Origin of the sequence: Streptomyces sp. NBC_00310 (assembly GCF_036208085.1) — a bacterium.
Classification (GTDB): domain Bacteria; phylum Actinomycetota; class Actinomycetes; order Streptomycetales; family Streptomycetaceae; genus Streptomyces.
Genome location: NZ_CP130714.1, coordinates 8874371 through 8895954, shown reverse-complemented (window position 1 = coordinate 8895954; position 21584 = coordinate 8874371). Strand labels below are relative to the sequence as shown.

Sequence of the window (21584 nt, the reverse complement as noted above, 5' to 3'; positions counted from 1 at the left end):
GCGAACCTGCCACGAGCGGTTCGCGGTGCCCCCTCTCCACTGTCCGTGCGGGCCACGGGTGTTACGTGGCCACGGTGCCGAAGCGGATGTCGTACGCGCCGTCCTCGCCGTGGGCGCCTTCCTCGCCGTGGGCGCCGTCCTCGTCCCCGTGCAGCGTGGTGAGCGTGCGCTCCGCCTCCGCCACGAGGTCGGCCCGCTGCTGCCGGGTGAGGCGGCCGAAGGGTTCGAGGGTCAGGACACCCGCGTCGAGCTTCCAGATACCGGCGAGGAACCCGTCGACGAGGAAGGTCCGGTAGGCCTGATTCCCTTGCCAGGAGCGGCCCTTGAGGTCCGGCGGGACCACGCGGGAGCGGTCGGCGTGGGAGAGGAGCAGGTTGTCGAACTCGGGGAGCAGCCGGGGCGGCGCCGGGGTCTCCGGGTCCGGGCGGGGCGCGTCGGGGAGGTCGAAGAGTTCGGTGCCGTGGTCGTCGCGGAAGGTGAGCAGCTCCGGGCGCAGCCGCTCGAACGCCTCGCGCAGGCGGGTCAGTCCGGCCCAGGTCTGCATGTCCTTCACGGAGGCGGGCCCGAAGGCGGCGAGATAGCGCCGGACGACGGTCTCGGGTGCCGGGGCCGGTTCGGCGGGGCGTCCGAGCCAGTGCTCGGCGGTGGTCAGGGCGACCTGTCCGCTCCTCCCCCACAGGCCGCGTGGGGTGACCTGGACCAGCGGCAGCCGGCAGCGCGCGGCGATGCCCAGGGCGAACGGGTCGGCGTCGGGCCATTCCACGAGCAGGGCCTCACGCAACTGCTTCAACGTCCGCGGCTCGGCCTCGACGAGTTCCCGCGCGATCGCCGCGAGCCGGTCGAGATCGACCCCGGCCAGCCCCTTGCGGAACAGATTCAGCTCCCGCTCCCGGGCCGGCTGCACCAACGGCCGCAGGGTGAGGCAGTCCTCGGCGGTGTGCGTGTGGATCGTGGACCGCATGGTGACGATGCGTACGACGGCCCGGTCGGCCATCAGCTCCGACAACTGCTCGGGCGCGAACCCCTCCAGTCGGGCCGCGAGCGCGTAGTACGGCGGCCGCACGTTCTGCGCCTGCAGCCCGAGGAGGTGCGCGACGGCGTCGTGGGCGGACATGGGCGGGGGCGCCGATGCGGGGGCGGCTGGCTGGGCGGAGGGGGCCTGGGCCGACACGGCCTCGGAGGAGGCGGCCTTGGCTGAGGCGGCCTTGGCGGACACGGGCGCCCGGTGCAGCAGGAGCTGGCGGGCCAGGGTCGCGCGGTTGAGTGCGTGAGTGCCGAGCCGGGGGGCGGTCCGGGACGCCTTGTTCGTCATGCTGTGCACGCTAGCGGGGGTTGCGGACAGGCTCTGTCCTCGACGGTGCCGTTTCGGTCCGCTACCACGGTCGAACCCCTCACCGGCTCTGGCGGCGTTTGCCCCGTATATCCTGCTCGGTGATCACACAGTCGTTCGTGTACGCGCAACTCGGGAGGCATCCCCCATGGCCGATCGACGCGCCCGCCCGGCGCCGAAGACCGCCGGACCAGCCTCGAAGGGCGGCCGGAAGTCCGGCTGGCGCCGCACCCCGCCCCCTCCGTCGACATCATCCACGGGGCCTACGCCACCGAGCCCGGAACCGTCAGGGTCGGCCTCGGCCGAGCGGGCGGCCGGCGTGGTGGAGGCGGCCCTGTACCAGGACGGCGTACGCGTCTCCTCCCACGCCACGCTCGCGGACACGTACCGCGAGCTGCGAGAGGCACCGGCCGGCATGGCATGGATCGGACTGGCCCGCCCGACCGAGGGCGAACTCCTCTCCCTGGCCGCCGAGTTCGACCTCCACCCGCTCGCCGTCGAGGACGCGATGGAGGCGCATCAACGCCCCAAGCTGGAGCGCTACGGCGACACCCTCTTCGTCGTCCTGCGCGCCGCCCGCTACCTCGACGCTCCCGAGGAGGTCGACTTCGGCGAGCTGCACGTCTTCGTGGGGCCCGACTTCGTCATCACGGTCCGCCACGGCGCGGCCCCCGACCTCTCAGCCGTCCGCCGCCGAATGGAGGACACCCCGGAGCTGCTGAAACTCGGCCCCGAGGCGGTCCTCTACGCCATCCTCGACGCGGTGGTCGACGGCTACGTCCCCGTCGTCGCCGGCGTACAGAACGATGTCGACGAGATCGAGACGGAGGTCTTCCGCGGCGACCCCGAGGTATCCCGCCGCATCTACGAACTCTCCCGCGAAATGGTCGAGTTCCAGCGCGCCACCCGCCCCCTCGTCGGCATGCTCCACGGCCTCATGGCCGGCTTCACCAAGTACGAGACGGACGACGAACTCCAGCGCTACCTCCGCGACGTCGCCGACCACGTCACCCACACCAGCGAACGCGTCGACACCTTCCGCCAGGCCCTCACCGACATCCTCACGGTCAACGCCACCCTCGTCACCCAACAACAGAACGCGGAGATGCGCGCACTGGCGGAGGCGGGCTTCGAACAGAACGAGGAGATCAAGAAGATCTCGTCGTGGGCGGCGATCCTGTTTGCTCCCACGCTGGTGGGGACGATTTACGGCATGAACTTCAAGCACATGCCCGAGTTGAGCTGGAGCTTCGGATACCCCTTTGCCATCGGCCTGATGGGGGTGGTTTGTGTCAGTTTGTACTTAATTTTCAAGCGGCGGGACTGGCTCTGACCACCTCTTGTCGAGCCCAATTCTCCTGCGGTCTTTGCTCTCGCATCGGCCAACGACAGGGCGGGAAGCACCCCTGAGGAGTCCCTGGGGAGAAATGATGTGGGTGATCTCCTGACCAGGTCTTTTGCGCATTGGCATCCGCTGGGGAGAATCCGGGGAGAAACGAATGGCAGCCGCCGCCTTGGTTTCTCGGCAACTGGCCCGCATGGCTTCCTGTTCGGCACCCCCGCGCGACGTCGCCGCCGCTGCAGCCACATCACAGACAGTGAGAATTTTCGGCTGCCCCTGTTCGCCGACGATCCTGTGTAGTCCACCTTCGATGACGGCCAGCCTGTACTGCTGTAGGTCTTTTCCATCGGAAGGTACGGTGGCGGCCGCTTCCTGCGACTGAGAGTCCGTCCGTTCCCGCACCGCCCGTTCCCGGGCATCAGTGCACACAACACGCACCGACCAAAGATCAGGTCGAGCCCTTCTCGGGCTGGTGCGAGGATGGCAACACACTCCATGTGATGCGCCATCGGAAAGGTATCGGTCTGGGAAGGACCCCAGAAGAGCACTGGTCAGAGCCGGTTTTTGGGCTCATCGTCCTTCGTGCAGACACCCAGAGCGTCAAGGCCGCAGTCCTGCTCAGGGCTGAGCAGGACTGCGGCAACCAGCTCACCCGGGGATCCGCCCCCGCTCGCTCCGGACTCCAGCTCACGCATCATGGCCCTCGCACTGTCTCCGGCCGCCACAATGGAGTCATGCCCTCCAGCCCACAGCACCCCGCACCCACCCCGACGGACGTCTCGGGCGCGGACGCCGAGGACCTCGCGCTGTACCGGGAGAAGTTCCGCCGCCGTCTGCCGGAGTCGCTGGACGAGTTGCGCGGGCCGACGCGCGGTGTCGTGGATCTGCCGCTGCACATGGCCTGGTCAGGGATGACCTCATACGACCTGGGCAAGCCGCGCCAGCGTATGGGCCTGTACCGCACTGTCCTGCATGAGGGCCTGCACGACGACCTGCCCCGCTACCTCGACCAGGACCTGCTCCTCCAGCTGTGGCCGGTGCTGCGCACCCTCGTCGGCCGCACCGTGCGCGCCGTATGGGAAGACGCCTTCCCCCAGCTCGCCTCCCGCACCCGGGCAGCCGCATGACGGAGATACCGGAGCTGCACACGCGGCTCCTGGCGGATGTGATCGCGCTCGGTTCCCCGTATCCACTGGTTCTCACCGGTTGATACGCCGTGCGGGCACACCGCCTCGTGAACCGCCCCAGCCGGGACCTCGACGTCGCCACCGAGAACCCGGCGCCCATGGCCGACATCGCCGCCACGCTCCGCGCCGGCCTGGAAGGTGCACGCGCTGGAGACCGCCCCGCTGTCCGCCCGTTTCACCGTGACCGACCCGGCCACCGGGCAGGAATGCGAAGTCGACATCCTCAAGGAGATCTTCTGGCGGCCGGTAGCCCAGAGCCCGTACGGAGGCGGCAGGAGGTACGGCTGGGTCGCGGGAGACCGCTGCGGCGGGAGCGTGGACACGCCATGAAGCTACTGCACGCACCACTCGTCCAGCACGTGGTAGCCCCTCGACCGCCGCCTCTTCATCGGTGGTCCCGGCACCATTCACCCCTGCGTCGATCGCCGTCCGCATCTCCGCGAAAGTGTCCTGGGCGTAGGCGCCGTTGAAGCTGTTCCAGGTGCTGCGGGAGCAGGAACAGCTGGATGTGCTGGTCCGTCCGGGCCGGGGCCAAGAGCCGACGCGTCATGGTGTCCGCCTGTGCCGGGGGCACCTGTGAGGCCGTGTTCGGTACCGGCGAGTCTCAAGTCGCGGACTGGGGTGTGGATGCTCCCGGGACCGGCTCGACCAGCCATCTCTGTTCCGCCTCTCCATTGCGGGGACTTGGTACCAGAACGGTGCCGGTGTCGGGCGAGGCGGGGGCGATCACGAGGTTTCTCTCGTCGCGTGTGAGGAGTTCTCCTTCGGGGCTCAGCTCGAAGCGGAGCCCGAACGAGACGTCGCCCGAGGAGTCGCAGTACTCCAGATCCAGCACTTCGTCGTCCCCGCCGGCGTCCAGGCACAGATCCGGTTCGGCGAGGTTGCGCAGAAGCCCGTCCTCGACGTAGGTCCACCGCTGCGTGCTGGCGGCTGAGCAGGCGGACAGGGTGGCCTCCGCGCCACGCTCGGGCTGCGCTCCCCGGACGTCCATGCACAGGTCCGCGGCCGCATTGCGCAGTCGGCCGCTCCCCGGGGGGACAGGGAGGGCGGTCGAGGTCGTGGGGGAGGAGGGTGACGGCGTGGGCGTAGGCCGCTGTGTCGCCGGAGCCGGTGCGGTGGTGTCGGACGAAGTGCCGGCCACGACGATTGCTGCCGCGACAGCGGCCGAACTCGCGGCGATCCCGGCGACGAAGATCTTCGCGCCCTTGCGGGTGGAGCCAGGCCTTCCCTTCCTTGCCGGCTTCTGTGGCGTCTGCGGGGTGTCCGAGGGCCGGGCGTGGGCTCCCTCGGCGGTCGCGGCAACGGGCGCTGTGCGCGAAGGGCGTGCCCGGCAAGCAGCCAGATAGGGGTGAGCGCTCTCGCCGAGCAGCGCTTCCGCCAGCAGTACGCCCGGTCTCGTGGCGCAGAGCCTGAGCTGTTCGGCGGTGTCCTGGCAGTAGGAGCACTGATCCAGATGCAGTTGCACCTCGGGCAGCGTGGTACCGGCACCGTGTGGGGGTGCGTCGAGGAGGCGGCTGTAGTCCCGGCACTCTCTTCCCGCTGCATGCTCGACATGCGTGCGCAGGAGCGCCGAACGCCATTGATCCCGGGCCCGGTCCAACTCGGAGGGCGGTATGTCTCCTTCGATTCCGAGCAAGGCTGCAGGAACGGCCGATGATTCGGCTTCCACGTCCAGATGCCACAGAACGTACTGCGTGGTCCTCGGGAGCCGCAGAAAAGCGACCTGGCTCAGGTGCCGATTCTCGGCGACCGAATGGGGTGGGGGCCTGCCGCTGTCGGCGGCCGCGGCCTGGTCGTACGACAGCCCCGAAACGGTGCCGGTCTGTGAGCGCGCACGCGCGGTGTCCCGTACGGCGACGAGCAGGCGAGGGCGCAGGGCATCAGTGGACCCGGCTCTTTGGAGGCCTTGCATCACATGGCGGAACGCCGCAGCGGCGAGCGCTCGCGCAATGACGGATGAACCGGAGGCGCAGATCTCCGCATATTCGGAGACTGAAGGACCGTGTCGCGCGATCAACGCCGCGACTGGCGCTGTGCCCTCGATGGTCCGGGACATCCTCAGCGCGGCGACGAGGGCGTCGTCGGACATTCCTGGAGCGGTCTCGGGGTCGGGAGCCGGGCTTGCGGGAAACGGGTGAGCGAAAGACACAGGGGCTTTCCTTCTCCCAGGGCGCGCTGGGCAGCCTCATCCCGGGCCGATGCGGGAACAGCAGCAGCGCGGACCTGGTGTGGCCGTGCGGAGAGGGAGGTGTGGAGGTGGTGACCGCCCGGGCGATGCCGCGCGACCGCCTTGTGGGGGAGCGGACAACGCCACGACCCGTGTGAGCCGGTACGCCGGATACGGATTGTTCCAAGCGTGAACCACCCTGTCATACAGGCCAGATGTCCAACAAGGGATGCCAGGACGAAAGAGAAAGGGATCGGCTCTCGCAATCAGAACGGTCGTTGGACCAGGCGCGACGGGACTGCTCATCATTCGGATTCGGGCGGTCGATACACGACTTTCGCGTTCACCGCACACCCGATCGAGGCGGGGCGTTGACGCCTCGATCGGCACCGTGGACGGGCCGGTTGGTTCAACGACCAGCGCCTCCACGCCGCGACCGGCGAAACCCGCCCCACGAGCACGTGGCCAGCCACCACGCTCTTCAGCAGCCCTGACCATCGGCTGGAGCCAACGGCATGGAGCCTGCACCGATCCCGGAGCGGGACAGTGCCGTGTGGTGGTGGGTGGTGGTGCCGTGTCGAGGGCGTCTCTCGGCGTCGACCACGTGTGCATCCGTTGTCGGGCCGAGTGCGCCTGTGCCCGGACCGACCACCTGCCAGGGAAGGTTCTCAAGGTCCGGATGGAAATCTATGGTTGGGCCGCTGTGATCGTGGCGTTCATCGGTGCAGTCGCCTGGATCCTCGTCACTGCGCTCAAGAGGGTCCCTGCCGTCTGCCGTGAGGCGAAGAAGGCGGTTCGGGCGGTGCGCGAACTCCGGGACGAGATTCGCGGTCCTCAGCGCCCGGAGATCACCGGCCCGCAGCGAACTGACGAACAACAGCGCTGACAGACGTAGGAATTGACGGGGCGTCTGCCTTGCCGGCGTCCCGTCATTGATGGTCCAGGTCGAGACGACCACGTCGTCGACGTCGGAGAAGACGAAGCCCATCCCGACGTCGGAGAGGACGAAGCCCATCCCGACGTCCGCCACGGACTCCGCGGCGTTCTTGTGAGTGCTCCATGTCCGTGCGTCGGTGCCTGACGCGGCCCTGCCGGTCGTCGTCAGCGGACGCTGGTCGCCGGCCCGACGCGCACACCTGTCGTGGGTCGTCGGCTCGACGGGGGACACTCGCTTCTTCGCCGCCCGGTGAGCAGCGACGCGGCACCGTGTCGAGCACCTGAGCGCGTCGGCCCGCGCCCAGTGATCGGCATGTCGCCTTCGCAGCATGCGACGCGTAGCAGCGGAGCTTTGCGCGTACCTCCCTTCCCACACCCTTGCCTCACCTCGCACTGCGCTTGTGCCTTATTACGCTGACTGCTCCGTGTGGCTGGGGAGGGCCACCGAGTCATAGGGGGTCGCGCTATGCGCGCTTACGTTCGTCGTGCCTGTGTGCCGGCAGTGCTCATATCCGCCGTTCTGCTGACGGGGTGTTCGTCTGGAGGCGACTCGGGAGAGGCGACTCCGTAGCAGACGTCGGCGTCGGACGTACCGGACCGGCGAGGCAGCCGTAAGCCTTCGGAATCGGCATCCTTGTCCGCGCCAAACGGTGTCCGTCACCTCGCTCTTAAGACCCGATCCCCGGTTAGCGAAACCGGGGATGGCACGCAACCTTGGAAATCCACCGCCACCTCCTGATCACCACGACGAAAGGACGCATCCCGACCGAGCCCTCAACGCCACACGCCAGCTGCCCGCTTACCGCCCACGCAGTGACACCGCCTCCTCTCGAGGACACCCCAGGTCGAGCCGCCTCTTGAGTCAGAATGACCCAAGGGCCGCTGGCCAAGACCGGCTGAGCCTGCCGCGTCGCTCCTCCACGCTCTCTACAGCCCTGTCCGACGCCACAGGGCCCGTCGGCGTGCCCAGACATCCCGCGCCGACTGCGATTGCCGGAGGCTGGGGCCAGATCGCCACCGACACCGCCCAGGACGGTTCCCCAACGTCCGCCACTCACCGTGATCGATTTATGCGAGCAAATCTCGCACGTCGCCGCCTTCGAGCGGGGTTCCCCTGGGGAGAATCTGGGGAGTTTCGGCTGAGCTGGGGAGCGTGTGGGGAGAATCGGCTGCATAGCTTCGCACGAACCTGAAAGACACTGAAAGAAGCATCCGAGCAGGTCACGGGCACCTAGAACGACAAAATCGCAGGTCAAGGCAACCTGGTAGACAACTTCAAGAAGATTTCTTCTTGGGCTGCGATCCTGTTCGCTCCGACACTGGTCGGGACGGTCTACGGCATGAACTTCGAGCACATGCCGGAGCTGCACTGGGTACTGGGCTACCCCCTCTCCATCGCCCTGATGGCTGCGGTGTGTACCAGTCTGTACATCATCTTCAAGCGACGTGACTGGCTCTGAGTAATCACCGGCAAGCGCCCGATCCGCAGGTCGGCCGGGCAGCGGAACGCCCGGGAGGGGCGCAGTGTCACTGCGCCCCTCCTTGGTGCGGGCGTGTCACTGGAACTGTGCGAAGAACCTCCAGATCTCTGCCTTGGTCCAGGTGGTGACGCCGCTTTCGCCGGAGGAGCCGTCGACCGGACCGGGTATGTGGCCTCCGTCGAACGCGGCCCATTGGACCGGGTATCCGGCACGGCAGCCCGAGTAGGTGGTGGTGATGTGGGTTCGGCTGCCCGGCGCGGGCTCGCGCGGGCTTTGGGCGGTGCAGCCGTTGTTGGCGACGAACTTGTCGCGCAGGGACCGTCCTTGCGCGATGCTGAGGACGTTGTCGATGATGCCGTGGATTCCGAAGTAGGCGATGGGCTGGGCGCCGCCGCTGCATCCGCTGATCTGGGCGCCGGAGATGACCGCGACGGCCCTGAAGACGTTCGCCCGGCTGCATGCGAGTGCGTAGCTCATACCGCCGCCCCAGCTGAATCCCGTGGCGAAGCGCTGAGCCGGGTTGACACAGAGGCCGCCCTCGATGCGCCGGATCATGTCGTCGACGAAGGTGATGTCCTCACCGCCCGAGTTGGCCCAGCCGTTGCCGAGGCCCTGGGGGGCGACGAGGATCGCGCCGTTGTTCGACTGTTCCTGTTGGCCGTAGTAGGACCAGGCGTTCCCGCTCGTGCCGCCCGAGGCGACGTCGCCGGCGGTTCCGCCCCGCCAGTGGAACGCGAAGATCAGCCGGTAGGGGTGGCTGTTGTCGTAGTTGGCGGGAACCCTGAGGATGAAGCTGCGGCTCTTGCCGCCGCTCTGCATCGTGTGCGTACCGCTCGCCAGAGTCGGGGCGTTGCCGCATCCGCCGCCGCCTCCACCGCCACCGCCACCGCCACCGCCACCGGACGACAGCTTGATCATCTGCCATTGCTGGTTGGCGCCGCCCCAGTCCGTGTACTGGACGACGTTGCCGCCGTCGGCGGTGGAGGCGCCCTGCACCTCCACCGCCTTGCTGCTGGTGCGGTTGATCAGCCGGACGTGGCCCGCGTCGGAGTCGGCCAGGCGGAACTGCTGGTTGGTCCCGTTGCCGTCGGCCCACTGCTGGATCGCGGCACCGTCCGCGGTCGAGGCGCCGGCCACGTCGAGAACCTTGCCCGAATGCCGGGCCTTGAGGCGGTAGAAGCCGCCGCCGGAGTCCACGAACTGCCACTGCTGGTTGGCTCCGTCGTTACGTGTCCACTGGCTGACCCGCGCGCCGTCGGCGCTGGACGTGCCGGAGACGTCCAGCGCCTTGCCGCTGTTGCGGTTGACCAGGACGTACCAGGCATTGGTGTCCACCGTCGCCGCCTCGGCGGGCGCCGGATTCACCGCGGCGAGCATGCCGATCGCGAGGGTCGCCGCCACCACGGCGGCGACCCGGGACCACCAGCGATGTTTCCGTGGAGGGGCGGGGGAAGCCGCACCGTAGGTCTTCATCGATTCATCCTTGTCGTTTGTGGCAGGTCCCCTCAGGTGCGGGTCCAGCGCTGGTTGCTGCCGTTCGAGCAGGAGTAGAGCTGGATCAGGGTGCCGTTGGCGGTGCCGCTGGAGACGGCGTCGAGGCAGAGGCCGGACTGGACGCCGACGATGGATCCGTCGGAGTTGAGGCGCCATTTCTGGTTGTCGCCGCCCCAGCAGCCGTAGATCTGGACTTTGGTGCCGTTGCCGGTGCCGGCGGCGTCCAGGCACTTGTTGCCGTAGACCCTGAGCTCGCCGGCGGCGGTGTACGTCCACTGCTGGTTGGTGCCGTTGTGGCAGTCCCACAGGTTGAGCTGGGTGCCGTCGGTGGTACTGGTGCCGGGCACGTCCAGGCAGCGGCCCGAACCGACGCCCTTGATCGGTCCGGAATCCGAAGGGGGCGTAGGGGAGCCGCCGTTGAGTGCGTTGAGGACGGCGGTGTAGGCGGGCTTCTTGCTGCCGTCGCCGTTGAACAGCAGCGGCGTGTGCTCCGGTCGCCAGGAGTCGGTGTCGCGCACCCCCCACACGGTGATGCCGAGGCAGCGCGGGACGGCCAGGCAGTCGTTGGTCACGTTGGCGTAGGTCGTGGCCGGGGCGCCCTGGATGTCGAGTTCGGTGATGGCCACGTCGACGCCGAGGGCGGCGAAGTTCTGCAGGGTGGTGCGGAAGTTGCTGTTGTAGGGGCTGCCGCTGTTGAAGTGCGACTGGAAGCCGACGCAGTCGATCGGCACGCCGCGCTGCTTGAAGTCCCGGACCATGGCGTACATGGCCTGGGTCTTGGCCCAGGTCCAGTCCTCGACGTTGTAGTCGTTGTAGCAGAGCTTGGCGGCCGGGTCGGCGGCGCGCGCGGTGCGGAAGGCGACCTCGATCCAGTCGTTGCCGGTGCGTTGCAGGTTGGAGTCGCGTCGGGCTCCCGAACTGCCGTCGGCGAAGGCCTCGTTCACGACGTCCCACTGGGCGATCTTGCCCTTGTAGTGGGCCATCACGCCGTTGATGTGGCCGATCATCGCCTGGCGCAGCGTGCTGCCGCTGAGGCTCTGCATCCAGCCGGGCTGCTGGGAGTGCCAGGCCAGGGTGTGGCCGCGCACCTGCTTGCCGTTCTGCACGGCCCAGTTGTAGACGCGGTCACCGGCGGTGAAGTTGAACTGACCCCGCTGCGGTTCGGTGGCGTCGATCTTCATCTCGTTCTCGGCCGTCACCGAGTTGAACTCACGGCCCGCGATCGTCGTGTACGCCGAGTCGCCCAGTCTGCCCGAGGCGATGGCGGTGCCGAAGTAGCGGCCGCTCTGCGCCGCCGCGGCGCCGAGCGTGCTCTCGGCGGCGATCGTGTTCTCGGCGGCGTGTGCGGCCGGCGGCGCGACCAGTGTGGCGACCGCGCCGAGGACGCCGACGACCAGCGCCGGCAGCAGGCCGCGGATCTTCCGGCGGATAACGGGTCTGGGAAGGGCATACGAGCCCATGACGGTGCCTCCAAGGTAGAAGTCACGGAAGGACTGAAGCGCGGGGGAATGCGTCGTCCGCTCCCACTCGGCAGACGGACGGGGTGGGCCGGAACCCGGGCAGCACGGAATTACCGGACACCGCGGTCATACGACTGGGACGATCTCCACCGGCACGGACGGCACCCGGTCGGCCGGCAGGTGACGTTCGGCGGGCGGCGGCGGTGTTTCGACAAAGGCATGGCGGTACTCCATCGCGGCTCAGCCGGGGGACCGCCACGCGGCGTCGCGGACCTCTCCAACTGCGCGAAGAGCCAGGATGCGCCGGTGCGGACCTCACCGGAACGAGATGGGGTGACGCAGGTGCTTTGGTGGCGGATCTGCCGTGCGCTGATCCGCCGTGCAGCTGTGCATGGTTCTGCCGTGCAGCTGTGCGTGGATCTGCCGCAGCACAGATCACTCTGGGCCGACGTGGTTCGATATATCGAACTATGGCCGGGCCTCAGACACGGAGATTGAAGTATTGACGATGGATCGTCAATACTTCCCGCAGAAGACGTTTCGTTTCCCCGCCCGAAACATTCGAGAATCCCGGCGCCGCCGTCGACGGATGCCGCAGGACCGGGCCGGGGGCAGGGCCGGGACGAGTGCGCGGACGCCGCCAGCTCGGCTTCTCTCCCCGCGTGGACGTCTTGGACTGGCGAGCCGTACCGCGAACTCCGGAGTGTTGCCGGTCGGCGCGACGGCTTGTCAAGCTCAACGGGGAGGCGCCGTTTGTAGACAGTTCGGCGACAGGCCTTGACCAGAGGGCCCCGCATTCCTAGCTTGTGGCGTCGAAGCATGCGGGAATTCTTCGAAATGTTTCGAGATGATCCCTGCCCCCGGCACCTCCGCTCCGCAGTTCATCGGGGTCACCCCACCCCCGCCCTCCAAGGAGGCCCTCCGATGTGGTTTCGCCCCCCGTCCCCGGCCAGTCCAAGACGCTTACTCACCGTCCTCGCGCCCTTGTTGCTCGTGGCCACCTTCCTCGGCGCCCAGCCCGCCGAAGCGGCGACCGTGGACCCCAACGCCTCGTATGTGCTGGTCAACCGCAACAGCGGCAAGGCCCTGGACGTCTACAACATGGCGACCGGCGACGGCGCCCGCATCACCCAGTGGACCAGGAACGATCAGAACCAGCAGCAGTGGCAGTTCGTCGATTCCGGGGGCGGCTACTACCGCATCAAGTCCCGCCACTCGGGCAAGGTGCTGGACGTCCACAACTGGTCCACCGCGAACGGCGGCTCGATCGTCCAGTGGGCCGACCAGAACGCCACCAACCAGCAGTGGCGGCTGGCCGACAGCTCGGACGGCTACGTGAGGTTCATCTCGCGCCACAGCAACAAGGCCCTCGAAGTACAAGGCGCCTCCACCGCCGACAGCGCGAACATCGTCCAGTACGACGACTGGGGCGGCACCAACCAGCAGTGGCAGCTCGTCAAGGTCGGGGCGGACAGCCCCGGCGGCCCGTGCGATCTACCGTCGACCTACCGCTGGACATCGACGGGCGCGCTGGCGCAGCCCAAGGCGGGGTGGGTCTCGCTCAAGGACTTCACCGTCGCCCCCTACAACGGCAGGCAACTCGTCTATGCGACGACGCACGACACGGGGACGAGTTGGGGTTCGATGAACTTCGGCCTGTTCACCAACTGGTCGGAGATGGCGTCGGCCGGCCAGAACACGATGTCGGCTTCCACCGTCGCGCCCACGCTCTTCTACTTCGCGCCGAAGAACATCTGGGTGCTCGCCTACCAGTGGGGCGGGACCGCCTTCTCCTACCGGACGTCGAGCGACCCCACCAACCCCAATGGCTGGTCATCCCAGCAGGTGCTCTTCTCCGGAAGCATCTCCGGCTCCGGAACAGGCCCCATCGACCAGACGCTCATCGGTGACGGGACGAACATGTACCTGTTCTTCGCCGGTGACAACGGCAAGATCTACCGGGCCGGTATGCCGATCGGGAACTTCCCGGGCAGCTTCGGCACGACCTCGACAGTGATCATGAGCGATACGACGAACAACCTGTTCGAAGCCCCACAGGTCTACAAGCTGCAGGGCCAGAACCGCTACCTCATGATCGTCGAGGCGATCGGCTCGCAGGGCCGCTACTTCCGCTCGTTCACGGCCACCAGTCTGAACGGCTCATGGACCCCCCAGGCCGCGACCGAGAGCAATCCCTTCGCCGGCAAGGCCAACAGTGGCGCCACCTGGACCAACGACATCAGCCATGGCGAACTGATCCGCACCAGCGCCGATCAGACCATGACCGTCGATCCCTGCAATCTGCAGTTGCTCTACCAGGGGCGCAGCCCCAGCTCCGGCGGCGACTACGGTCTCCTGCCCTACCGTCCGGGTCTGCTGACACTGCAGCGCTGACGGCGTGACACGAGTCCGGCTCCGGTAGGGAGCAGGCGTGGCGGGCTCGGCGGAAGGCCGAGCCCGCCCGGGTCACGCGACCCACGTCAGCGCTCATTACGGCGACGGAACGCGGGGTCGGGCCTGCCGCCTTCTGGGTGTCCTCGCCTGCGGACCGCGAGGCCACTCTCGGCGTCGACACCCTCGGCGGCACGGGGGCCCGGCTCTCCGTCAACGCGCTTGACGTTCTGCGCGTGGCCAAGGGCAGGAGCAGCGTGGCGGTCTCCCTCTCCGGCGGCGCCTCGCGTGGTGAACGCAGGGGCCGCGGCATGGGTGTGGTCGCTCCCATGCCGCTCGGCGCCCTCGTGATGTCAGGCGGCGCGCTTCACGTGGCGGACCAGCCACATCAGCAGGGCGTCCAGGTCGGCGGCGGCCGAAAGGACCCGGTCGACCGCCTCGGGGGTGTGCAGCCATTCCTCGCAGCCGAGGGGACGGGCGGCGATCAGCGAACGGTGGCGCAGCAGGTTGGCACGGGAGTGGTTCGCCGGACAGCCGCGCGGGGGGCGTTTCATCACGTCTCCGGAGACGTCGTAGCCCTTCTTCCGCACGTCCTCGACGATGGCGGACAGTTCGCGGCCGCTCCTCTCGGAGACCACGGCTTTGCGGAACATGTCCACCTGGCCGGGATCGGGGTACCACCAGGCGCCCTGGATCCGCAGTCCGTCCAGGTCGAACCGCAGACCGATCTCGATCTTGCGGCCGAGTCGGATCACCGCGCCCTGGTGCTGCCACCACCAGGAGTTGGTGCGGTAGTGCCAGACGGAGAAGTCCTCGTACCGGGGGTCGGTGTCCGCGACCTCGTTCAGCAGGGCGATCATCGGCTGCCGGACAAGGCGTTCGCGGTCCGCGCGGTAGCGCTCGCGGGTCGCGTGGGTCGGTTCTCCCTGGAGCTGCCACAACACGTCCATGGCCTGCTCCGGCCAGCCGGTGAACTGTCCGCGCATGCGCGCAGAGTAGCTCACCCGTGTTCAGGACCGACCCGCCGCATGCGGGATCGGCGCCATGTGGTCGGTGAACCAGTCACGGGCCAGATCCCTGACCTTCTCCAGGGCACCGGGTTCCTCGAAGAGGTGGGTGGCGCCGGGAACGACCGCGAGCCGGTTCTCGCAGCGCAACCGGGCCTGTGCCTCGCGATTGAGGTCGAGCACCAACCCGTCATGGCCCCCGACGATCAACAGCGTCGGCGCCGTCACCGCCGGCAGCCGTGGCCCCGTCAGGTCGGGCCTGCCGCCCCGCGAGACGACGGCGGCGATCCGCGCGTCCGGCTCGGCGGCCGCCCACAACGCGGCTGCCGCGCCGGTGCTCGCACCGAAGTACCCGACAGCGAGCCCCTGGGTCTCGGGCTGACCACGCAACCAACCGGTGGCGTCCGCCAGACGCCCGGCCAACAGCCCGGTGTCGAACACGTTGGCCCTGTCGATCTCTTCCTCTTCGGTGAGCAGGTCGAACAGGAGAGTGCCGAGCCCTGCCCGGTTCAGCCCGGCCGCGACGAACCGGTTGCGCGGGCTGTGCCGACGGCTGCCGCTGCCGTGCGCGAACAGCACCACCCCGGCCGCGCCCTCGGGCACCGTCAACTGCCCGCGCAGCACCGTCGCACCGGCCTGTACGTCCACCTCACGGTCCTCGGGCACGGCATGGTGCCGCTCGGGCACGGCATGGTGCCGCTCGGTCCGCTCGGTCCGACGGTTGCTCACCGGGCGGGCCACGGCCTCTTCCAAACAGGCGATGACCTCGTCGTCATCGGTCTGGGAGAAGTCGGCGTAGAACTGCCCGACCGCGTAGAAGTCCCACGGGGTGTGCAGGCATACCAGTTCGTCGGCCTCCTCGCCCAGCCGATCGGTCCAGTCCCGCGGCGCCACCGGCACCGCCAGCACGATCCGTGCCGCCCCCCGGGCACGGGCGATCCGGCAGGCCGCGCGCGCCGTCGACCCGGTGGCCACCCCGTCGTCGACCACCAGAGCCGTGCGGTCCTCGATCCGGGCCGGTCCCCGCCCGCCCCGGTAGCGCCGGGCACGGGCCTCCAGCACTTCCCGCTCACGGACCTCGACCTGGGCCAGCTCATCCGGGGTGACGCGCGCGGTGCGCACCACGTCATCGTTGATCACGCGTACGCCGCCCTCGCCGATCGCTCCCATCCCGAGCTCGGGCTGCAACGGCACGCCCAGCTTCCTCACCAGGCAGACATCCAGCGGCGCGCCCAGCGCCACGGCGACCTCCGCGGCGACCGGAACCCCGCCGCGGGGCAGGCCCAGCACCACCACCTCGGCCCCCTTGAGGTGCTCCAGCCGGGCGGCCAACCGCCGGCCGGCATCACGGCGATCCATGAAGAACACGATCCGACCTCCTCGTCCAGGAGGAACACGGCGGGCGACGCGTGCGCCCCGTATCTCCATCCTCGCCCCCGCAGCGAACAGACGCGCACCTCTGCGGGACGCACTGCGGCCTCGCCTCGGATGCGGTGAACGTACTGCAAGGCAGGACCCCCACCGTCTTCCGCCCGCCGTACGGCGCGGTCAACGGCACGGTCCGCGGCGCCACCTCGCTCTCCCCCGTGCTGTGGACCCTGGACACGGAGGACTGGAAGTACCCCGACGCCGCGAAGGTCGCCCAGGTGGTCACCGACAAGGTGAAGCGCAACGACGTCGTCCTCATGCACGACATCCACGCCACGTCGGTCGCCGCCGTCCCGCAGATCCTGCGCACCCTCACCGCGCGTGGCTACCACTTCGTCACCGTCAGCCACCTGCGCGCCACCATGTGAGCGATGCGCAACGCGCGCCGGGGGCGGCTACAGGCGCCTGGTGGGGCTGCCGTAGTCGGTGACCCGCCCTCTGAACAGCGGAGGCCCTGCCTCTGGCCGGAGTTCGACCAGAGGCAGGGACCCGTGCTCTGCGGGGTCAGCCCGTCTCCTGCGGGGCGGCGGCGACGTCTGGTTCTGTGGCCGGCAGGAGCCGGGAGGGGGCCACGGTGAATCCGACCGCGGCCCCGCCTCCCGATCGTGTTCTCGCGAAGACGGTCCCGCCGTGCGCCTCCGCCACGTCACGGACGATGGCCAGGCCGAGCCCGGACCCGGGCAGGCCGTGGGCGGTGTCGGTCCGGTGGAAACGGTCGAACACCCGCTCCGCGTCCGCCGCGTCGATGCCCGGCCCCCGGTCCGAGACGGTGATCGCGCCTCGGCGGATGTGCACCTCGATGGGATCCTCGCCGTCGCCGTCGAACTTGGCGGCGTTCTCCAGCAGGTTGCTCACGGCCCGATCCAGTGCCTGGCGACGGCCGCGGACCACGCGGTCGTCGGCGTCGAGCAGGACGATCCGGCCGGTGCGCCGGTGCAGGCGCTGTGCGGCCCGGCCGGCCACCTCGGCCAGTTCCACGGGCTCCTCGGCTTCGTCGCGGCTCCGGGAGAGGGCCAGCCCGACCAGCTCGTCGACCAGGTGACCGAGTTCGCGCGTCTCGTCCTCGACGTCGTCGAGGAGTCGGTCACGGTCGTCCGGGGAGAGCTCGGTGACGTAGCGCAGCACGCTCGCGTTGGTGCTCAGGCTGGTCAGCGGGTTGCGGACCTCGTGGGCGGCGTCCTGCACCAGCCTCTCCCGCGCGGCGCGGGAGGCGGCGAGCCTGCGGAGCATCGTGTTGAAGGACGCCGAGAGCCGGGCGACTTCGTCGCGGCCGTCCACCGGGACCTCGCGGTCGGCGTGGTCGTCGGCACTGATCTCCTCGGCGGCCCCGGCGAGCCGCACCAGCGGCCGGGTGATGCGCCGCGCGAGCAGCCAGCCCGCGCCCGCCGCGGCCAGCACGACCGCGAGGACGGCTCCCGCGATCTCCTGGGCGATGCCGACCAGCACGTCACGTGTCGGCTCCAGGGGGATGGCCGCCTGCAGGGCCCCCCGCCCCTCACCCAGGGCGATGGTGAGCTGGCAGTAGGTGTCGCCGCCCACCTCGATCATGGTGGCCTCCTCCTGTCCGGCGGCTCCGGAGGCGGCGAGGGCCCGTCCGGTGTCGGACACCGGCAGCGCCACGTCCGGGCCGCCCAGATGCGTGGTCGTGCCGTCGGTGGCCACCGCCCGCACGATCGCCGGCTGCTCCGCCTCGTCGCCCGTGCCGGGGTGGCCGTCCGAGTCCCGGGTGCCCGCGTCGGGGAGGGCCTGTGTCGTGTCCTGTTCCTCGGCCACGGCCAGCGCGACCAGTCGGACCGTCCGGTTGGCCCCGTCGACGACACGGTCGGAGGCGGCGCGGAAGCTCAGTACACCGACGAGTACCGCCACCAGGGCTCCGACGGCGGTGAAGGCGAGGGTGAAACGCGGACGCAGGCTCATGGCCGCCGCACTCCGTAGCCCACGGCACGCACCGTGTGGATCAGGTCGGGCGCGCCGGCGTCGGTGAGTTTGCGCCGCAGATAGCCGACGTAGCACGCCAGATTGTTCGTGTGCGGCCCGCAGTCGTAGCCCCATATCCGGCTGGAGATCGTCGAGTGGGCCAGCACGATCCCGTCGTTGCGCACCATCAGCTCCAGCAGGTCGAACTCGGTCTTCGACAGGTGCAGTTCCTCGTCGGCCCACCAGGCGCGGCGGGCGTCCGGGTCGATGCGCAGGGAGGCGAACCACAGCAGGCCGTCGGCCGGTTCTTCCCTCTGGGCCCGCGACGAGAGCGCGGCCCTGCGCTGCAGCGCGCGCAGGCGTGCCAGCAGTTCGGGAACCCTGAAGGGTTTGGGCAGGTAGTCGTCGGCGCCCGCGTCCAGGCCCGCGACCCGGTCCGCCGTGTCACCGCGCGCGGTGAGCATCAGTACCGGGGTCCGGTCACCGTCGGCGCGCAGCACCCGGCACACGGCCACGCCGTCGACGTACGGCATCAGCACGTCGACCACGAGGACGTCGAACGACTCCCGGCGGGCTCGGGTCAGCGCCTCGACCCCGTCCGCGGCGGTGACGACCTCATACCCCTGCAGTTTCAGCGCCCGTGCGAGGGACTCGCGGACCGCACGATCGTCGTCGGCGATGAGGACACGGTTCGGCACCCCCACATGATGGCCCAGAACCGTCCGTCGTCCAGCGGCCGGTGCCCCTGGAAACCAAGTCCCCCTCGGGCCGTCGCGAACGCTTCCGACTGCGGCCGGCGTGATGTCGGACTTTGCCCAATTCCCAAACTGCTCCCATGGGGGTCCTATGCGGTTCGATCACGATGGGGGTCCCCTCCCCGCACCACTCCAGGAGCGCCATGTCCACCGTCACCCATTCCCCCACGGCCTCCGGCCCCGTCGGCTCCCCGGCGCACGGATGGCCGCCGCGCGGAGGACGGCGGAGGCGGGCACTCGTGCACCGCGCCATCGCCCTCGCCACGTGCGTCGGTCTCGGCGTCGCCGGCTGTGGCTCCGACGACTCCTCGTCCTCCTCCTCGTCGGAGACGTCGTCGAGCCGGAGCTCGTCCGCGACGGCGGGCACGGGTGCCGGAAAGGCGAACACCGCCGAGGTCGTGACCACCGCCGAGGCGTTCCTCACGACGCTCTCCGACGACCAGAAGGAGACCGTCCAGTACGACTTCGACGACGAGGCCAAGGCCAAGGGCTGGTCGAACTTCCCGACCTCGTTCGTGGAGCGCAACGGCATCGAGTTCGCCGACCTCGACGACGACCAGAAGGCCGCGGCGCTCAAGGTCATGGAGGCCGCCCTCAGCGAGCAGGGCTACAAGGAGCTGGAGGAGATCCGTATCGCGGACGCCTACCTCGGCGAGGTCGGGGCGTCCGGCAGCGGGGGCGGGCCCGGCGGGGGCGACGACTACAGCGCGGACAAGTACTTCCTGGCCCTCTTCGGCGAGCCCAGCGAGACCGAACAGTTCATGGTCCAGTTCGGCGGGCACCACGCGGCGTACAACCTCACGTATTACAAGGACGACGTCAGCCTCTCCCCCACGCTGACCGCGATCGAGCCGTCCGAGTTCGAGACGGACGGCACGTCGTACGCCCCTCTCCAGGACAAGCGGGACACCACCATCGCGGCCATCGGATCGCTCGGCGACGGCGAACTGGAGAAGGCCGAGATCGACGGCAGTTTCGACGACCTGCTGCTCGGCCCCGGCAACGACGGCCCGTTCCCCGACCCCGAGGGCGTCGTGGTCGGCGATCTCACCGAGAAGCAGCAGGACAAGGTCACGGCGATGATCCGTACCTGGGTGGACGACCTGGACGAGGAGGCCGCGGAGGCGCTCGTCGCCAAGTACGTCTCCGAGTACGACGAGACCTATCTGGGCTGGAGCGGCGCGACGGCCATCGACAACAAGGAGACGTACGTACGGGTCGACGGCCCGTCGGTCTGGATCGAGTTCTCCAACCAGGGCGGCATCGTGGTCCAGGGGGTCCACCAGCACACGATCTTCCGCGACCAGACCGCCGACTACGGCTGGAACTGACCCGAGCGAGGGATCCTCACCGTGCCCCGCCTCCTGCCCGCGCGTACACCGGCTGCGCGCCTGCTGCCGGTGTTCCTGCTCGCGGCACTCATGCTGGTCGGCGGCCTCGCGTCGCCGGCCGGCGCCCACCCGATGAGCACCTCCGCCGTCCTCCTGGACGTCCGCGACGACCGGGTCGAGGGGGAGGTGCAGCTGCCCGTCGACCGCCTGGCCGTCGCCGTGGACAGGGACCTCACCCGGGCGAGCGTGCTCGGTGCCGACCGGGCGTTCCTCAAGCGCTACACCGCCGAGCACGTCGCGGCCGTCGGTGCGGACGACCGGCCCTGGACCGTCACGCTCGGCAGCGGGTCGGTCCGCACGATCGACGGGGTCGCGCACCTCGTCTATCCGCTCGGACTCCGCCCGCCCGACGGCCGGGTCACCACCTTCCGTCTGCGCTACGACGTCATCGTCGAGGAACTGCTGACCCACAAGGTCGTCGTCACCGTCCGGTACGACTTCGACCGCGGCATCCTGAAGACCGACGACGCCGAGACCCTCGGGGTCGTCGACTTCGACACCCAGAGCCTCGACGTCCCCGCGGGCGAGGGTTCATGGCTACGGGGCTTCGCCACCACCGCCGGCCTGGGCATCGAGCACGTGGGCGAGGGCGCAGACCACCTGCTGTTCCTGCTCATGCTGCTCATCCCGGCACCCCTGGTGGCCACAGGGGGCCGATGGCACGCGGCCCCGTCGGCGCGCCGCTGCATCGTCCGTGTGGTCCACGTCGTCACGGCGTTCGCCCTCGGCCACTCGCTCACCCTGGCGCTGGCGGCCACCGGGGTGATCGACCTGCCGACCCGCCCGGTCGAGACCCTGATCGCCCTCTCGATCGCGGTGTCCGCGGTCCATGCCCTACGCCCCCTGGTGGCTCGCGGCGAGGTGGTCGTCGCAGCCGGTTTCGGTCTCGTGCACGGCCTGGCGTTCGCCTCCCTCATCGGCGACCTCGGCCTCGGCCGCGGCTCGCTCGTGACCACGCTGCTGGGCTTCAACCTCGGCATCGAGCTGACCCAACTCCTCGTCGTCGCCCTGATGATGCCCTCCCTGATCCTCCTGGCCCGCACCGCCCTCTACCCCGCGTTCCGCATCGGGGTGGCCCTGACCGGCCTGCTGTTCTCGGTCTCCTGGACGCTCGAACGCGCCGCCCTGACCTCGTCCGACCCCTTCGAAGGCATCCAGACATGGCTGGTCGGGCACCCGCTGCTCGTCGCCGTGGCGGTCGCGGCACTGGCCGTCGTCGCCCGGCACACCGCACCACAGGCGCCCTCCGACGGCGGTGGAACGCTGGGAGCCGGAGCCCACTGACACGGCTGCCGTGC

Annotated in this window: 15 protein-coding genes and 2 pseudogenes; 8 read left to right on the top strand and 9 right to left on the bottom strand. The window is 69.4% G+C overall.

Annotated features, from left to right (window positions below; all coding sequences use genetic code 11):
• Positions 1-61: 61 nt before the first annotated feature.
• Positions 62-1312 (bottom strand): winged helix DNA-binding domain-containing protein, encoded by a 1251-nt coding sequence (locus OG202_RS38855; protein ID WP_327727154.1) that lies wholly within the window; start codon positions 1310-1312, stop codon positions 62-64.
• 166 nt (positions 1313-1478) lie between these two features.
• Between OG202_RS38855 and OG202_RS38850 the strand changes: the two genes are divergently transcribed.
• The 3 genes and pseudogenes from OG202_RS38850 to OG202_RS38840 form a co-directional block, all read left to right on the top strand.
• On the top strand, positions 1479-2663 hold the full coding sequence (locus tag OG202_RS38850; RefSeq protein WP_327727155.1) for a magnesium and cobalt transport protein CorA: 1185 nt from the start codon (positions 1479-1481) through the stop codon (positions 2661-2663).
• 743 nt (positions 2664-3406) lie between these two features.
• Positions 3407-3799, top strand: coding sequence for a hypothetical protein (locus tag OG202_RS38845; RefSeq protein WP_257538158.1), 393 nt, complete (start codon positions 3407-3409; stop codon positions 3797-3799).
• Positions 3796-4126: pseudogene (locus OG202_RS38840) on the top strand (hypothetical protein); the annotation flags it as partial. The gene OG202_RS38845 and the pseudogene OG202_RS38840, both read left to right, overlap by 4 nt.
• A gap of 337 nt (positions 4127-4463) precedes the next feature.
• On the opposite strand, the gene OG202_RS38835 reads toward OG202_RS38840, so the two are convergent.
• Positions 4464-5324, bottom strand: a complete 861-nt coding sequence (locus OG202_RS38835; protein WP_327727156.1) for an RICIN domain-containing protein — start codon at positions 5322-5324, stop codon at positions 4464-4466.
• Between the two features lie 1183 nt (positions 5325-6507).
• Complete coding sequence (locus OG202_RS38830; protein WP_328224289.1) at positions 6508-7056, bottom strand: hypothetical protein; 549 nt, start codon at positions 7054-7056, stop codon at positions 6508-6510.
• Positions 7057-8230: 1174 nt separating this feature from the next.
• On the opposite strand from OG202_RS38830, the pseudogene OG202_RS38825 reads away from it, so the two are divergent.
• Positions 8231-8422, top strand: a pseudogene (locus tag OG202_RS38825) (CorA family divalent cation transporter); the annotation flags it as partial.
• A gap of 96 nt (positions 8423-8518) precedes the next feature.
• Here OG202_RS38825 and OG202_RS38820 read toward each other — a convergent pair.
• Positions 8519-9916 (bottom strand): RICIN domain-containing protein, encoded by a 1398-nt coding sequence (locus OG202_RS38820; RefSeq protein ID WP_443052331.1) that lies wholly within the window; start codon positions 9914-9916, stop codon positions 8519-8521.
• Positions 9917-9948: 32 nt separating this feature from the next.
• Positions 9949-11397, bottom strand: coding sequence for an endo-1,4-beta-xylanase (locus tag OG202_RS38815; protein WP_327727158.1), 1449 nt, complete (start codon positions 11395-11397; stop codon positions 9949-9951).
• A gap of 924 nt (positions 11398-12321) precedes the next feature.
• On the opposite strand from OG202_RS38815, the gene OG202_RS38810 reads away from it, so the two are divergent.
• Positions 12322-13791 (top strand): non-reducing end alpha-L-arabinofuranosidase family hydrolase, encoded by a 1470-nt coding sequence (locus tag OG202_RS38810; protein WP_327727159.1) that lies wholly within the window; start codon positions 12322-12324, stop codon positions 13789-13791.
• A 350-nt stretch (positions 13792-14141) separates the two neighbouring features.
• Here OG202_RS38810 and OG202_RS38805 read toward each other — a convergent pair whose 3' ends face one another.
• Positions 14142-14774: a DUF2461 family protein gene (locus OG202_RS38805; protein WP_327727160.1), complete on the bottom strand. Its 633-nt coding sequence runs from the start codon at positions 14772-14774 to the stop codon at positions 14142-14144.
• Positions 14775-14798: 24 nt separating this feature from the next.
• A complete protein-coding gene (locus tag OG202_RS38800) occupies positions 14799-16163 on the bottom strand; it encodes a phosphoribosyltransferase family protein (RefSeq protein ID WP_327727161.1) in 1365 nt (454 codons plus the stop codon).
• A 125-nt stretch (positions 16164-16288) separates the two neighbouring features.
• Here OG202_RS38800 and OG202_RS38795 point away from each other — a divergent pair, with 125 nt between their 5' ends.
• Positions 16289-16591: a hypothetical protein gene (locus OG202_RS38795; RefSeq protein ID WP_327727162.1), complete on the top strand. Its 303-nt coding sequence runs from the start codon at positions 16289-16291 to the stop codon at positions 16589-16591.
• 136 nt (positions 16592-16727) lie between these two features.
• Here the strand turns inward: OG202_RS38795 and OG202_RS38790 are convergent, their stop codons facing one another.
• Both OG202_RS38790 and OG202_RS38785 read right to left on the bottom strand, forming a co-directional pair.
• Entirely contained in the window at positions 16728-18140 is a 1413-nt protein-coding gene (locus OG202_RS38790; protein WP_327727163.1) for a sensor histidine kinase, read from the bottom strand.
• Positions 18137-18838: a response regulator transcription factor gene (locus OG202_RS38785; protein WP_327727164.1), complete on the bottom strand. Its 702-nt coding sequence runs from the start codon at positions 18836-18838 to the stop codon at positions 18137-18139. The genes OG202_RS38790 and OG202_RS38785 overlap by 4 nt, the downstream gene beginning before the upstream one ends.
• A 200-nt stretch (positions 18839-19038) precedes the next feature.
• On the opposite strand from OG202_RS38785, the gene OG202_RS38780 reads away from it, so the two are divergent.
• Positions 19039-20226, top strand: coding sequence for a DUF3500 domain-containing protein (locus OG202_RS38780; RefSeq protein ID WP_327727165.1), 1188 nt, complete (start codon positions 19039-19041; stop codon positions 20224-20226).
• Between the two features lie 21 nt (positions 20227-20247).
• Entirely contained in the window at positions 20248-21570 is a 1323-nt protein-coding gene (locus OG202_RS38775) for a HupE/UreJ family protein (protein WP_327727167.1), read from the top strand.
• The last annotated feature ends 14 nt before the right edge of the window (positions 21571-21584 follow it).

What these genes read in the sequence shown, in the direction of transcription:
- OG202_RS38855 (WP_327727154.1), bottom strand. Translation starts at nt 1,312, where the DNA reads ATGACGAACAAGGCGTCCCGGACCGCCCCCCGGCTCGGCACTCACGCA.
- OG202_RS38850 (WP_327727155.1), top strand. Translation starts at nt 1,479, where the DNA reads ATGGCCGATCGACGCGCCCGCCCGGCGCCGAAGACCGCCGGACCAGCC.
- OG202_RS38845 (WP_257538158.1), top strand. Translation starts at nt 3,407, where the DNA reads ATGCCCTCCAGCCCACAGCACCCCGCACCCACCCCGACGGACGTCTCG.
- OG202_RS38820 (WP_443052331.1), bottom strand. Translation starts at nt 9,916, where the DNA reads ATGAAGACCTACGGTGCGGCTTCCCCCGCCCCTCCACGGAAACATCGC.
- OG202_RS38815 (WP_327727158.1), bottom strand. Translation starts at nt 11,397, where the DNA reads ATGGGCTCGTATGCCCTTCCCAGACCCGTTATCCGCCGGAAGATCCGC.
- OG202_RS38810 (WP_327727159.1), top strand. Translation starts at nt 12,322, where the DNA reads ATGTGGTTTCGCCCCCCGTCCCCGGCCAGTCCAAGACGCTTACTCACC.
- OG202_RS38805 (WP_327727160.1), bottom strand. Translation starts at nt 14,774, where the DNA reads ATGCGCGGACAGTTCACCGGCTGGCCGGAGCAGGCCATGGACGTGTTG.
- OG202_RS38790 (WP_327727163.1), bottom strand. Translation starts at nt 18,140, where the DNA reads ATGAGCCTGCGTCCGCGTTTCACCCTCGCCTTCACCGCCGTCGGAGCC.
- OG202_RS38780 (WP_327727165.1), top strand. Translation starts at nt 19,039, where the DNA reads ATGTCCACCGTCACCCATTCCCCCACGGCCTCCGGCCCCGTCGGCTCC.